Origin of the sequence: Bacillus alveayuensis (genome assembly GCA_030812955.1) — a bacterium.
GTDB classification, from domain to species: Bacteria; Bacillota; Bacilli; order Bacillales; family Aeribacillaceae; genus Bacillus_CB; species Bacillus_CB alveayuensis.
In genome coordinates this window covers 191,785-207,064 of record JAUSTR010000001.1, presented here as the reverse complement: position 1 = coordinate 207,064, position 15,280 = coordinate 191,785, and the positions used below count along the sequence as shown (strand labels likewise).

Here is a 15,280-nt window from a genome sequence, read left to right as displayed (position 1 = left end):
CTTTTACATATGTTTATTTAATACCCCTGCTAGAGCTTCCTTCGGTTGATAGCCAATCACTTTATCAACAACTTCACCATTTTTAAATACAAGTAGCGTCGGAATGCTCATAATACCGAATTTGCCTGCTGTTTCTTGGTTTTCATCAACATTAATTTTAACGATTTTAACTTTGTCCCCCATTTCTTGATCTAATTCTTCAAGAACAGGTGCAATCATTTTACAAGGTCCGCACCAAGGTGCCCAGAAATCAGCCAAAACTAAACCTTGATTAGTTTCTTGTGCAAAATTTTGATCTGTTACATTTGTAATTGCCATCTGTATTCCTCCTACTTATTTAAGTACTATACTATATGTGAAAGTATACCATTTTCTACTTCACGATGCGAATAATTTGACTTTGTCGTTTGTAATCTAACCTGATCATTCTAATTTTATGTAAGAATAAGGCTGTTTTCATAAACTTTGCTGCATTTCGACTGTCCATGAACCGAAAGGAACAAAGAATGCAAGGGTTGTGGATAGTCTAAAACGTGCTCTGATATGAGCACGTTTTTTCCTTATGAATGAATGTTTAGCTTCTTAAATTCTTCGGTTAACAATGGCACAACTTCAAATAAGTCGCCGACAATTCCATAATCCGCTACTTTAAAAATATTGGCTTCAGGATCTTTATTAATCGCAACAATAACCTTTGAGTTTGACATACCTGCTAAATGTTGAATGGCTCCAGATATCCCGCAAGCAATATATAAATCAGGAGTTACGACTTTACCTGTTTGACCAATCTGCAGTGAGTAATCACAATATTCTGCGTCACAAGCTCCACGCGATGCACCGACAGCTCCCCCTAAAACTTCTGCAAGCTCTTGCAGTGGTTTAAAGCCTTCTGCACTTTTCACGCCGCGACCGCCAGCCACAATCACTTTCGCTTCTGATAAATCGACACCTTCAGATGCTTTTCGAACAACTTCCTGAACAATAGTACGCAAATCTTTAATATCGACAGCTAGCGAAGACACTTCTCCTGTTCTAGCTTCATCCCTATCTAAAGCTGAAATATTATTTGGACGAACGGTTGCAAATATAAGACCTTCTGTTACGATTTTCTTTTCAAATGCTTTTCCAGAATAAATTGGCCGTGTAAATACAATATTTCCACCAACGACTTCAATATTTGTCACATCAGACACAAGGCCTGATTGCAACTTAGCCGCAATTTTCGGTGATAAGTCTTTCCCTAATGCTGTATGGCCGAATATAATTCCTTCTGGGCTTTCCGCTTCAATCACCGCCATTATAGCTTGTGAAAAACCATCAGGTGTATAATGAATTAATTTTTCGTCTTCAACAACAACAACCCGATCCGCTCCATATGCAATCATTTCTGCAGCTAGCTCTTTTACATTTGCTCCGATTAATGCCGCTACAACCTCTCCTCCTTCTGCTACCACCTTTGCAGCCGCAATCGCTTCAAAAGATACGTTTCGTAAAGTGCCATCGCGCACCTCACCTAATACTAATACTTTTCGTGCCATTTTAATTTCCCCCTGTTTTCAATTTCCATCGTAATTCCTTATTATTTGTTGTTAAATGACTTTCGCTTCGTTTCTCAGTAAGGAAACAAGCTCTTTTACTTGGTCTTCCAATTCCCCTTGCAAAATCTTGCCAGATTCTTTTTTAGGTGGTAAGAAAATTTCAAGCGTTTTCGTTTTTGGTGCGACGTCATCTTCATCAAGATCTAAATCATCTAATTCTAGCTCATCAAGCGGCTTCTTCTTCGCTTTCATAATTCCAGGCAATGAAGGATAGCGCGGTTCATTTAAGCCTTGCTGAGCAGTAACTAAAAGCGGCAATGATGTTTTTATGACTTCTGAATCCCCTTCAACATCTCGTACAACTTTTACCGTATCGCCATTTATCTCAATGTCCGTGATCGTTGTCACATAAGAAATATTTAAAAGTTCAGCCAAGCGGGGGCCAACTTGTCCTGATCCTTCATCTATCGCTACATTTCCAGCTAAGATTAAATCAATTTCTTGATCTTTTAAATACTCATAAAGAATTTTTGCTGTAGTATATTGATCACCATCTTCAAGATCTTCTTCTACATTGATCAGAACAGCTTTATCACACCCCATTGCTAGAGCTGTCCGAAGCTCTTTTTCGCTTTCTTCGGAACCAACGGTCACAACCGTTACTTCTCCTCCATGCTTATCACGCAATTGAATGGCTTCTTCGATCGCATATTCATCATATGGGTTAATAATAAATTCAGCTCCATCTTCAACAATTTGGTCATTTTCAATGACAATTTTTTCTTCTGTGTCAAAAGTACGTTTCATCATTACATAAATGTTCATTCTCATATCCCCCTTAAATATCGTTAAGACATTTCGTTCTTTTATAAATTTTAAGAATTTTTAGGTGAAAAAAATATTATTCACCTTTAAAGTTTGGCTTTCTCTTCTCAATAAATGCCTGAATTCCCTCCTTGGCATCAGCACTTTGAAACAATTGCCCAAAAAGATTCGCCTCTTTTTCACACCCTTCTTGAAAACTGCTATTTTTATTCATGTAGGCTAATTCAATAACAGCTTTTACGGATAATGGGGATTTAGCTGCTATTTTTGCGGCAAGTTCATAAGCTTTCTCCAACAGTTCTTCTTCCTTGACAACATGATTGACTAAACCAGCTTGATAAGCTTCCTTACCTGTAATCGGTTCACTTGTCAACATCATTTCTAACGCTTTCGCAACTCCAACGTAGCGGGTTAACCTTTGCGAGCCAGCAAAGCCAGGAATAATTCCTAATTGAAGCTCTGGCAAACCTAATTTGGCACTTTCTGTTGCGAAACGAATATGGCAGGCCATCGCTAATTCAAGACCTCCACCAAGAGCAGCCCCATGAATGGCCGCAATCACTGGTTTAGGATATTGTTCAATTCGTTCAAATACCTCTTGACCTTTTTTTGCCAATTCTGAAAAATCTTCAGCCGTTTCAATGGTTGTAAATTCTTTTATGTCAGCGCCTGCAGAGAAAAATTTCCCTTCCCCATGGATGATTAACACCCTTACGTCACGGTCCACTTCCAATTCAGCGAGAACGGCGTCTAGCTCCTTTAAAACGGAAGACGCTAAAGCGTTTGCTGGAGGCCGATTGAATGTAACCGTTGCTACATAGTTTTCCTTTTTAACTGATAAAAACTCCAAAGCATTTCCCCCTTTATGGATAAGCTATTCATTTATCATTTTGAAAAGAGGCTACATCTAAGGATGATCAGATGATAAAGCATCCCTCTTACGAAAACCATCTATTAATAGCTCATGAACACTACTTACAAGACTAACTAAATCGTATTTTTGATCATTCATCACCCATGTAGTGGCGATTTCGTCAATCGTACCAAAAATCATTTGTCGAGCAAGCCTAAAATCTAAATCCTCGCGAAATTCTCCAGTTCTTACGCCATATTCGACAATCTCATCAATTAAGTTTAAGTATTCCTTTAAAACAAGGTTGATACGTTGACGTAATTCACGATTTGTTTGCCTTAATTCTAATTGGGTTACAATCGCATATTGACGATCTTTATTTAATTGAGAAAAATGATTTTCCACTAATGTATACAATTTCTCTGAGGCTGTCTTTTTCCCTTCTAAACATTTCCGAATTTTTTCAATATGCATCCCCATTTTTTCTCTAAATAAGGAAATTAAAATATCATCTTTATTTTTAAAATATAGGTAAATCGTTCCGTCGGCAACCCCTGCCTGTTTCGCTATTTTAGACACTTGTGCTGCATGATAGCCTTTTTCCGCAATAACCATGACAGCTGCCTCAATAATTTTTTTATATTTTGGCCGTTTATCCTTCAATGAGTATCTTCCCTTCAAAAAATGAATGATTATTCATTCATATTTCTATCTTAACGATGTGCAATGTTTTTGTCAAGCAGCCCTTGTCCTTTTTCTAGATAAAAAAATCTGCCATGTACTAAAGGCAGACTTAATGAGTCTTTTCTAGCCTTTCTTTTTCCTCTTCAATTAATTTTCTCCTCAATATTTTCCCAACTGCTGTTTTAGGAAGATCCTGGCGAAATTCATATATTTTCGGTACTTTATATGCTGCTAAATGCTTTCTGGCGAATTGATCCAGCTCTTCTTCAGTAGCTTGCATGCCTTCCTTTAAAACAACATACGCTTTTACTGTTTCTCCACGATATGGATCAGGTATTCCTGCCACTACAACCTCTTTTACTTTTTCGTGTTCATACAATACTTCTTCAATTTCACGAGGATAAATATTATATCCACCAGCTATGATCATGTCTTTTTTTCTGTCAACGATGTAAAAATACCCATCTTCATCCATATATCCAATATCTCCTGTAAACAGCCAGCCATCTTTTAACACAGAAGCCGTTTCTTCAGGATTGTTCCAATATCCTTTCATCACTTGAGGTCCTTTTACAATTAATTCACCAAGCTCATGCGGCCCAGCAAAACCGTCTTTTTCCATTGAATATATCGCTGCATCTGTATTCGGCCAAGGAACTCCTATACTTCCTTTTTTTCGGTTATGAGCTGTGAAAAAATTGCTATGTGTGACAGGTGAAGCTTCAGATAAACCATACCCTTCAACTAGTTTTCCACCTGTTTCTTTTTCAAATTTTTCCTGAACCTCAACCGGAAGAGGAGCTGATCCACTAATACAATATTTTAAAGAAGATAAATCGTATTTTTTAAATTGCGGATCATTTAACAAAGCGATATAAATGGTCGGTGCGCCTGGGAACAAGGTAGGTTTTTGCTTTTCAATCACTTTTAGAACTTCGCCTACTTCAAATTTTGGAATAAGAATCATTTTATAGCCTTCCATAATGGACAAATTCATAACGGTTGTCATCCCATATACATGGAAAAAAGGGAGCATTCCGAGCACAGATTCCCTACCCCGTTTAGAGTCATACATCCATGTTGCACACATTTTCGTATTAGACACTAAATTTTCATGTGTCAACATTACTCCCTTAGGAAGCCCTGTCGTACCACCAGTATATTGAAGAATAGCGATATCCTCTGCCACGTTGTTCTCCATATTCAATTCATAAGGAGATGACGCATTTAAAATATCTTTCCATAAATGAACCTCACTGCTTTTTTCGATTTGAACAACCATTTGATTCTGCCTTTTTTGGATGAAGCGATAGATAATATTTTTCGGAAATGGTAAATAATCTTTTATACTTGTGACAATAATATGTTTTAGGTTTGTTAGCGTTTTCATTTTTACGGCCTTAGGATAAAGCAAATCTAATGTTATCATGACAGTACTGCCGCTATCGATCATTTGATATTTCAACTCTCTCTCAGTATATAACGGGTTCGTTTGAACAACAATGCCTCCTGCTTCTAATACTGCGTAATAGGCTATAACAGCTTGCGGACAGTTTGGAAGCATAATAGCAACTCGATCACCTTTTTTAACACCAATATTTTGCAAATAGTTGGCCAGCTTTAACGTTTGCTCATAAAGTTCTTGGAACGTCAGCTCTTTTCCTTGAAAATGAATCGCCGGCTGATCATTAAATTCTTCCGCCGCTGCTTTTAAATATTGATGGAGCGGCTTTTTATCCCAAGTGATTTCACATGGAATTTCAGGAGGATAATGCTTCAACCAAGGACGGTTATTTGTCATTTCTTCGCCTCCTTTTCTTTTATAATATTATATCAAATTATTTTCAGAAATATAATTATTTTTCGAATCCAAGTGTAATAAAAAATGGAAATTTTCATTCTTATAAAAAGGCTGTTTTCTAAAGGCTGTTTTCGTAAACCTTGTCGCTTGCCTGGACAGTCGAAAAGCTATGGTTGTAAAGCAAGATATACGTTTGCTTTGCCACGCTATAGCGTGAAGCTTTACGAAAAAAGCCAATAAAAAAGAAACTGTCCCAATCCTAGTATCATCCCCTACTTACAAAATATATGCCTGAATTGAAATAAATGCACAAAAATATGGGGTAGATACATATGGGACAGCTTTTTTAAAACCGTTTCTCACTTAAACGAAAAGAAGATGAATAAGAATATCTTTTGGAAATGAGACTAAAAGTAATCGGCGAATCACCAATTGCCTTAAAAACCTCTCATTTTTATCTTTAAAGAAACAACGAAAACTAAGCAAAAAAAAGTAAAAAAACTATACCGATTACAACAAAGACTCCACATAGGGCTAATAATACTTTCGCTAATGTTTCCATCCAAACTCTCCCCTAAATGCCAATTCCAGCTCCGATTACATAAGATAACCCGATTGAAATGACCATAGATATAAATCCAACTGCTCGATTATCATTTTGAATTTCTTCATCTATTTTAAATCGCGGTGTTAAAAATTCATAAATAAAATACCCTAACAATAGCAGTGTAAACCCGTATAATCCCCAGCCGATCATTTCAAAAAGTGTGTTATGCTGCTCAATTGAGTAACGAAATACATTGGAAATGCCAAATATTTTTCCACCTGTTGCCATCGCGACGGCAAGATTACCTTTTTTGATTTCATCCCAGTTTTTATATTTAGTGACTAATTCAAAAATGGCTAAAAATACAATCCCACATAAAATCACAACACTATAGTAAGCAGCTGTCTGTACTAATTCATGTTCCCAAAATGGATTCATTTTCGATCTCCCCAAATTATTTAAGTTCAACAATCGTAATTCCTGTTCCGCCTTCAGCAGCATCCCCAAAGCGAATACTTTTTACGGCACGATGTTTATTTAAATATTCACGAACTCCTTCCCTTAAGGCACCTGTTCCTTTTCCGTGAATAATGCTTACCTTTGGATAACCAGCTAAAATAGCATCATCTAAATATTTTTCAACCCGTAAAAGAGCATCTTCATACCGTTCTCCACGTAAATCCAGTTCTAATGAGACATGATAATCTTTCCCTTTCACTGTCGCAAGAGGTTTTTCTTGTACAGGCTTTGGACGGCTAATATATTCTAAATCCATTTCTTTTACTTTCATTTTTAAGATTCCTATTTGGACTTGCCATTCCTTGTCATTCACTTTTTCGATTAAATGGCCTTTTTGATTTAAACTAATGACTTTAACCTCATCACCTGGTTTTAAGTCTTTTCCTTTCAATGAAGATTTCGGCTTTTGAACAGCATGTGATTTTTTAAACTGAGGGACCGCTGATTCCAACCGTTTTTTGGCTTCAATTAATTCATGATCTTTAATTAGTGCATGCTGTTCTTTTTGCATTTTGCGAAGCTTCTGAATGATCTCATCTGCTTCCTTTTTCGCTTCTTCCACTTTTTTAGCTGCCTGCTTTTCCGCCTCAGCCAAAAGCCGGTCACGCTCGTTATGAAAAGCAATGATTTGTTTTTGTAATTCCTGATGAAGCTTTTCGGCCTCTTTCCGAATTTCGTTTGCTTCCTTTAACTCGATTTCAGCCTGTTTTTTACTATATTCTAGCGAAGAAATCATCGAATCCACTTCATTATGATCTGTGCTCATATGCATTTTTGCTCTAGATATTACATGCTCATCGAGCCCTAATCTTCGTGATATCTCAAAGGCATTACTTCGTCCAGGCACACCGATTAAAAGCTTATAGCTCGGTGAAAGAGTTTGAATGTCAAATTCCACACTTGCATTGATGACTCCTTCTCGATTGTAGCCATATGCTTTTAATTCAGGGTAATGAGTTGTTGCCACTACACGAGCACCGCAATTTAACACTTCATCCAATATTGCAATCGCTAATGCAGCACCTTCTTGTGGGTCTGTACCTGCCCCTAATTCATCAAACAAAACAAGTGAACAGTCACCAACATTTTTTAAAATGTCAACAATGTTCGTCATATGTGAAGAAAACGTACTTAAACTTTGTTCGATCGACTGCTCGTCACCAATATCAGCATAAACAGAATCAAAGACTGCCATTTTCGAGCCGTCTAAAGCAGGGATTTGCAAGCCTGATTGTGCCATTAAGGTTAATAGGCCGATCGTTTTTAATGTTACGGTCTTTCCTCCTGTATTTGGTCCTGTTATGACAATGGAAGTAAACTTTTCACCTAATTCCATATCATTTGGAACAACCTCATCTTGATTCAACAATGGATGACGTGCTTGATACAGCTTAATGATTCCTTTATCATTCATTTCAGGCTTTGTCGCCTTCAATTTTTTCGCATATCTTGCTTTTGAAAAGATAAAATCGATTTCTTTCATCATGTTGACATTGTGGAAAATGCCATCTCCATGCTCCGCAATTTCTGATGAAAGCTCCGTCAAAATTTTTTCGATTTCTTGTTTTTCCTTTAATCGAATTTGATTTAATGCATTATTTAAGTCTACAATTACTTGGGGCTCAATAAATAATGTTGCTCCAGATGAAGATTGATCGTGTACAATACCCCCAAAAGCGCTTCGATATTCCTGCTTAACTGGGATCACATATCGATCATTTCGAATAGTTATAACTGCATCTGATAACATCTTTTGTAGAGCGTTAGATCGGATGATGGATTCCAATTTTTCCCGGATGCGGGCTTCCGTTGTTCTTAATTGTGCACGAATCGAACGCAACGTTTCACTTGCTGTATCTAATACGTCACCATTATCGTCTATACAACGTTTAATTTGCTTTTCCTGGTCAGTATAAACCGTTATTTCATGAACAAATTGTGTTAAATAAGGAAGAGAAGCCTCCTCTTCTTCTACTAACCCCTCAATAAAATGCTTCATTTGTCTTGAAGCGTACAAAGTTCCCGCAATTTCAATAAGCTCGATCGGACTTAACACTCCACCAATTTTCGCCCGCTTAACATGCTCACGAACATCTTTTAGTCCTCCAAGTGGAGCGTGACCTTTTAATCGTAAAACGGTGCATGCTTCATCTGTCTCGTCTTGCCATTTTTGTACTTCTAAAAAGTCCGTCGATGGAACAAGCTCATCGACCTTTTCTTTGCCTAACGAGGAGGAAGCATATTGTTTCAATTGAGCTTTAATTTTGTCAAATTCTAATATCTTTAAAACACGTTCTTGCAATCATCATACCTCCTGCTCACTAAACATTCAAATATCATTTTTTCTTCGCTAAATAGCTGCGCAATTTATTTAGTTCCCACGTGTTTACGACATTTTCTCGTCGAATCCACCCTTTTATGGCAGTGGAAACACCGATTGTCATATGTTCTAGCATTTCAAGGCTATGAGCATCTGTATTGATGGCAATTTTCACACCATGCTCCTGAGCCTTTTTCAAATATTCTGCACATAGATCAAGTCGATTCGGATTCGCATTAAGCTCTAAAATGGTGTCTGTTTCTTTTGCGAGTTTTATTAGCATATCGATATCCACATCATAACCGTTTCGTTTTCCAATCAATCTTCCAGTCGGATGTGCGATCATATCGACATGATGGTTTTTAAGCGCTTGTATCAACCTTTTCATAATGATATCTTGTGATTGATGAAAACTTGAATGAATCGATGCAATGACAAAATCGAGTTCTTTTAAAACACCATCTGGATAATCTAACGTGCCATCAGGTAAAATATCCATTTCAACACCTTTTAAAATCGTGAAATCAGAAAACTCTTTGTTTAATTGTTCAATTTCCTCCGCCTGGGCTTTTAAACGTTCTCGTGTCAAGCCGTTTGCGACTTTTAAATATTGGGAATGGTCTGTAATGGCCATATATTGATATCCTTTTTTTCGGCATGCTTCTGCCATTTCTCGAATAGAATACGCTCCATCGCTCCAAGTCGAGTGCATATGAAGGTCTCCCTTTATATCTCGTAAATGAATGAGACCACCTTGATAACACTCGACCTCTGTACCGTCCTCCCTTAATTCCGGCGGGATAAATGGCAGGGAAAAATGCTGAAACAGCTGATGTTCCGTTTGAAATGTTTTGACTTCCCCCGTTTGAATATTTTCTACCCCGTACTCACTAATTTTTTCCCCACGCTCTTTCGCTAACTGACGGATGCGTACATTATGTTCTTTAGAACCAGTAAAATGATGCAACGCGGTTGCAAAGGCATGGGGCTCGACAAGACGAAAATCAACGTTAACAGGTACATCTTCATGTAAATGCAAGGAAATTTTTGTATCTCCATTCGCAATGATTTCTTCCATATTTGGTAAAGCTAACAAATGCTCCCGAACGATTTCGGGGTTTTTCGTCGCAATAATAAAATCTAAATCTTTAATAGTTTCTTTACATCTTCGCAAGCTCCCAGCTCTTGAAAGCTGCAACACATCTTTACATTCCTTAACATATTGTTCAATTTTTTCAGCAATTGGCAACATATAAGCTATTGGCAATCGTTCTGGGCGAGCTCCCAATTCGTTTATGGCCGCTAAAATCTTTTCCTCTGTTTTGAACCCGAATCCAGGCAATTTTTGTACTTTTTTGTCTTCACAAGCTTTCTTTAATGTCTCAAGATCATGTACTCCTAATTGATGATATAGTTTGGAAATTTTCTTTCCTCCTAATCCTGGAAGTTCAAGGAGGGAAATAAGACCTTCCGGCACTTCTTTTTTCAATGAATCTAAAACTTCAGATCTACCCGTTTCGATAAACTCTTTAATAACGCTTGATGTTCCTTTGCCGATCCCGGAAATCGTCGTAAAGTCATGAATATGCGAAAGGCTTCGATCATCCTTTTCAAGTGCATTCGCCGCTTTCCGAAAGGCTGATATTTTAAATGGATTTTCCCCTTTAAGCTCCATATATACGGCAATCGTTTCAAGCAATTGAATAACCTTTTTTTTATGAATTTCCAAACGTTACACCCCTTATTCTATTGAAAGTTTCGTTATGAATACGGAAAAGAGAAGGACGATGGGGATTTACAAATCGCCTCGTCCTTTACAGCATTTTTGCGTTACCGATATATGTAATCCAAAGTTCATGAATTTTATCTGAAAAATATGGAGTATGATTCACAATTAAGTTTGCCAATATAGAATTACTTAATAAATGTTGAATGCTTTCAATCGGAAGCAGCGCAGCAATAAATAAGGCTAGAAATAAAAGGAGGTACGTTTCAACAAAGCCGAATATGGCGCCAAGTATTCGATTGATTTGCTTTAAAATCGGCAGCATCGCTACAAAGTCCAGCATTGAGCCAATGATATGCAAAGCAATTTTTGTTCCCACGAATAAAAGAAAAAAGGAAACGGCTCGATAATAAGAATTTTCAAGATGTTCTCCATTTACTAAGGCGAAAACCGGACTTTCTTCACCTACTTGCGGATACGGGATCCAAAGCTTTAAATTTTGAGCAAGATCATCATAATACATAACAGCAACAATATAAGCGATGATGAAACCGGCAAAATAAATAATTTGAAGGATAAAACCTCTCTTTACTCCTATGAGAATACCACCAAGTAAAAAGAACAACAAAATAAGATCTAGCATGTTTATTCAATCCTTTTCTTGTAGTTGTCTTTCTAGAGCTTCATATTTTTCCTTTAGTTTAATATAGTCGTGAACAACATTTATTGCTGTTAAAACAGCTAGCTTATTAATATCCAACGTCGGATTTTTTCGGCTAATTTCTCGCATTTTATCATCAACAATGGATGCAACAAGCCTCATATGGCTTGTACTTTCATGTCCAACAATAGAAAATTGCTGCCCATATATATTAACAGTCGTTTTATTTTTCGGCTGATCAGACAAAGTCAAACCTCCATCCTTTTCAATAAAACTTCAGCTTATCAATTCGAACAAAATCCTAATTTTTATCATAACACGATTAATTGCATTATGGAAAGATGATGAGAAAACAGGTTAAGATAGTAGTAAGAGTATAATGGAAAGCGAGGTTCTTTTTTTGGCGAACAAAGTGGTAACATTGAACGAAACCGATTTAATAAAATTGAAAGAATATTATAGCCCTTATTTAGTAGACAGTTATCCCCAAGGAGCATTGTTTGCAATAAGAGTCGAAGGCTGCACCATTACGGCTTATCGTTCTGGTAAAGTGTTATTTCAAGGAAAAAAAAGCGAAACGGAAGCTGAAAAATGGATCCAATTTCATATAGCAGAAACAAAGCCAATGATAAAAAAGACACGCTACAGTCCTCCAGAGCGGATTTCCACCATGTCTGTCATCGGCTCAGATGAAGTTGGCACGGGTGATTATTTCGGCCCCATTACAGTGGCCGCTGTTTATGTTGCTAAAGAGAAGATTTCGACTTTACAATCGTTAGGAGTCAAAGACTCTAAAAAATTATCAGACAATCAAATTATCGCATTGGCTGGGAAGCTGATCCAAACAGTCCCTTATAGTTTACTTATTTTAAAAAATGAAAAATATAATGAACTACAGCAATCAGGGATGAGTCAAGGAAAAATGAAAGCGATGCTTCACAATCAAGCCATTGATCACGTCTGCAAAAAAATAGCGCCAAAAGAGCCTGAAGCCATCCTGATCGATCAGTTTGTGGAACCATCCATATATTTTCGGCATAATTTGAATAAGGACATACCTTTTCAGGATCGTACATTTTTTAGCACAAAAGCCGAAAGCATTCACGTTTCAGTGGCGATCGCATCGATTATTTCCCGATATGCTTTTTTAAAAGAAATAGAAAAACTATCGGAAATGGCAGGCTTTCCTTTGCCAAAAGGTGCAGGAAAAATCGTAGATGAAGCTTGTGCAAAATTAATTGAAATAAAAGGAAAAGAGGCACTCTCTACTTTCACAAAGCGGCATTTTGCCAATACGAAAAAAGCTTTATCCATCTATGAAAAATGAATGAAAACTCAAGTGTACAGAACAGGCTGTCCTATAGCTGACAGCCTGATAAATTTTTAACCTCGTAATGTAGCGCCAAACTTTTCTTTGACAAAAGATAAAACTTTTTCATGTGCTCTCATGACATCTTCATCCGTTAACGTCCGCTCAGGATCAAAGTAACGTAAAGAGAAGGCAACCGATTTTTTACCAGCTTCTAAATGCTCTCCCTCGTAAACATCAAATACTTTTACATCTTTTAATAATTTCCCGCCTGCTTTTACAATGGCTTTTTCTAGCTCTCCTGCCGAAACATTTCGATCTACTACTAATGCAATATCACGAGAAATAGACGGGAAACGAGGAATTGGCTCATATACGACTGGAGCTGTTTCTTTGTTTAGTAAAATAGCTAGGGCCAGTTCAAATACGTACGTTTCCGATAAATCGTACTCCTTTTGAACAAATGGGTGAAGCTGGCCTACAAAGCCGATCAGTTCTTCCTGCAAATAGATTTCGGCTGTTCTTCCAGGATGCATATCGTCCCTCTTTGCTTGCTTGTATACAATTTGACCGGAAAGGCCTAGCAAATCAAATAAGCCATCTAAAATCCCTTTTACAACGAAGAAATCAACTTGTTTCTTTTCTCCTTGCCATAAATGCTCTTGCCATATTCCTGTTAACACACCAGCTAAACGTTCTTTTTCGCTTGGCTTTTCATTTTCATCATTTGCTATAAAGACGGAGCCAATTTCATAAACAGCCACATCTTCCATTTGACGTGCTCGATTATGCTTTGCCGTCTCAAGCAAATGTGGAATTAAACTTAAACGAAGTACACTGCGATCTTCACTCATTGGAAGCGCTAATCTTGTAAGCTCACTTTTTTCAAGAGCAAATCGATACGCTTTTTCTTCACTTGTTAACGAATACGTAATAGCTTGATATAAACCAGCACCTTCTAAAAACTGCCGAACCTTACGGCGTTTTTCTTGATAAATGGTCAATTTGCCAGGTGTTTGTGGAGCAACAGGCAATGTCGTCGGCAAGTTGTCATACCCGTAAAGGCGTGCAACTTCTTCAATTAAGTCTTCTTCAATTGCAATATCGCCGCGGCGAGTCGGAACCGTTACGGTCAATGTTCCCTCTTTTTCAACGACTTCAAATTGCAAACGATTGAAAATGTCCACCATTTCATTTGCTTCAATGCTTGTCCCTAATACTTCATTAATCCGTTCCACTGTTATATTGATGGACTTTGGCTGCGCTTCAAGATGATTCACTTCAACAATACCTTCTAAAACCTCTCCGCCTGCTAGTTGTGAAATCAGTTCTGCTGCCCGTTCTAACGCCATTTTGACACGATTCGGATCAACGCCTTTCTCAAAGCGGACACTAGCCTCGCTTCGTAAACCATGGTCTTTAGAGGCTTTGCGAATCGTTTGACCATTAAAATAGGCTGCCTCTAATAAGATTGTCGTCGTATCATTGACCACTTCGGAGTTTGCTCCCCCCATAACACCGGCTAAAGCGATTGGTTCTGTTCCATTTGTAATGACAAGATGACCATTTGTTAACTCACGTTTTTGATCGTCAAGGGTTACGATTTGTTCGCCATCGTTTGCCCTTCTCACTAAAATTTGTTTAGAGCCGATGCGATCATAGTCAAAGGCATGAAGTGGCTGGCCATATTCTAATAGTACATAGTTTGTAATATCGACAACATTGTTGTGCGGACGGATTCCTGCAGCCATTAAACGGGATTGCATCCACAATGGTGATGGAGCAATTTTCACATTTTTAATAAGACGTGCCGCATATAATGGGTTGTCTTTTATGACCTCAACCTTTATGGAAATGTAATCAGAAGCCTTCTCATCACTCGTTTTAAAAGAAGGATCCGGAAGCTTCACATTGCGATTTAAAATTGCCGCAACCTCATGCGCTACTCCGATCATACTTAAACAATCTGAGCGGTTTGGCGTTAATCCAAGCTCAAGCACTTGATCATCTAAATTTAACTGCTGAATAGCATCTTGACCAACTTCCACATCATTTGGGAATACAAAAATTCCATCCGCAAATTCCTTTGGAACGAGCTTGCCTTCAATCCCAAGCTCTTGTAAAGAGCAGATCATACCATTTGATTCTTCACCGCGAAGTTTTGCTTTTTTGATTTTAAAATTTCCTGGGAGAATTGCACCGACTTTGGCAACAGCTACTTTTTGTCCTTGATCTACATTCGGTGCTCCACAAATAATTTGTACAGGCTCCTCTTCGCCAATATCAACTAAACACTTATTTAATTTGTCAGCATTTGGATGCTGTTCTTTTTTAAGAACGTGGCCGATGACAACATCTTTCATCCCTTTATTCAGTACTTCCACACTTTCTACTTCAATCCCGCTTTTCGTAATTTTTTCCGCCAGCTCTTCTGCAGAAATACCGCTTAAATCCACATATTCGCACAACCATTTATAGGAAACGAACATTTTTTAAC

13 protein-coding genes are annotated in these 15,280 nt (G+C 37.7%); 1 reads left to right on the top strand and 12 read right to left on the bottom strand.

All coding sequences use genetic code 11. From position 1 onward, the window contains the following. Positions 1–3: 3 nt before the first annotated feature. The 11 genes from trxA to zapA form a co-directional block, all read right to left on the bottom strand. Positions 4–318, bottom strand: coding sequence for a thioredoxin (gene trxA, locus J2S06_RS01015; RefSeq protein WP_419151011.1), 315 nt, complete (start codon positions 316–318; stop codon positions 4–6). Positions 319–560: 242 nt separating this feature from the next. After that, positions 561–1,538, bottom strand: coding sequence for an electron transfer flavoprotein subunit alpha/FixB family protein (locus J2S06_RS01010; RefSeq protein ID WP_044893044.1), 978 nt, complete (start codon positions 1,536–1,538; stop codon positions 561–563). 51 nt (positions 1,539–1,589) lie between these two features. Next, positions 1,590–2,363, bottom strand: coding sequence for an electron transfer flavoprotein subunit beta/FixA family protein (locus tag J2S06_RS01005; RefSeq protein WP_044893043.1), 774 nt, complete (start codon positions 2,361–2,363; stop codon positions 1,590–1,592). Between the two features lie 76 nt (positions 2,364–2,439). Continuing rightward, entirely contained in the window at positions 2,440–3,213 is a 774-nt protein-coding gene (locus tag J2S06_RS01000) for an enoyl-CoA hydratase (RefSeq protein WP_419151010.1), read from the bottom strand. Positions 3,214–3,270: 57 nt separating this feature from the next. Then, positions 3,271–3,879: a TetR/AcrR family transcriptional regulator gene (locus J2S06_RS00995; RefSeq protein ID WP_044893041.1), complete on the bottom strand. Its 609-nt coding sequence runs from the start codon at positions 3,877–3,879 to the stop codon at positions 3,271–3,273. Between the two features lie 130 nt (positions 3,880–4,009). Further along, the gene (locus tag J2S06_RS00990) at positions 4,010–5,701 is read right to left on the bottom strand and encodes a long-chain-fatty-acid--CoA ligase (RefSeq protein WP_419151009.1); all 1,692 of its coding nucleotides are present in this window, start codon (positions 5,699–5,701) and stop codon (positions 4,010–4,012) included. A gap of 574 nt (positions 5,702–6,275) precedes the next feature. Continuing rightward, positions 6,276–6,686, bottom strand: coding sequence for a DUF350 domain-containing protein (locus J2S06_RS00985; protein WP_044893454.1), 411 nt, complete (start codon positions 6,684–6,686; stop codon positions 6,276–6,278). Between the two features lie 16 nt (positions 6,687–6,702). Further along, complete coding sequence (locus tag J2S06_RS00980; RefSeq protein ID WP_419151008.1) at positions 6,703–9,069, bottom strand: endonuclease MutS2; 2,367 nt, start codon at positions 9,067–9,069, stop codon at positions 6,703–6,705. 34 nt (positions 9,070–9,103) lie between these two features. Beyond that, positions 9,104–10,816, bottom strand: a complete 1,713-nt coding sequence (gene polX / locus J2S06_RS00975) for a DNA polymerase/3'-5' exonuclease PolX (RefSeq protein ID WP_044893452.1) — start codon at positions 10,814–10,816, stop codon at positions 9,104–9,106. Positions 10,817–10,901: 85 nt separating this feature from the next. Beyond that, complete coding sequence (locus J2S06_RS00970) at positions 10,902–11,456, bottom strand: CvpA family protein (RefSeq protein ID WP_044893451.1); 555 nt, start codon at positions 11,454–11,456, stop codon at positions 10,902–10,904. A 6-nt stretch (positions 11,457–11,462) separates the two neighbouring features. Then, positions 11,463–11,720 carry a cell division protein ZapA gene (gene zapA, locus J2S06_RS00965; protein ID WP_044893450.1) on the bottom strand — a complete coding sequence of 86 codons (258 nt, stop codon included), beginning with the start codon at positions 11,718–11,720 and terminating at the stop codon, positions 11,463–11,465. A 154-nt stretch (positions 11,721–11,874) separates the two neighbouring features. Between zapA and rnhC the strand changes: the two genes are divergently transcribed. Then, complete coding sequence (gene rnhC / locus J2S06_RS00960) at positions 11,875–12,801, top strand: ribonuclease HIII (protein WP_419151007.1); 927 nt, start codon at positions 11,875–11,877, stop codon at positions 12,799–12,801. A gap of 56 nt (positions 12,802–12,857) precedes the next feature. Here rnhC and pheT read toward each other — a convergent pair whose 3' ends face one another. After that, a complete protein-coding gene (gene pheT, locus J2S06_RS00955; protein WP_419151006.1) occupies positions 12,858–15,272 on the bottom strand; it encodes a phenylalanine--tRNA ligase subunit beta in 2,415 nt (804 codons plus the stop codon). Between the last annotated feature and the right edge of the window lie 8 nt (positions 15,273–15,280).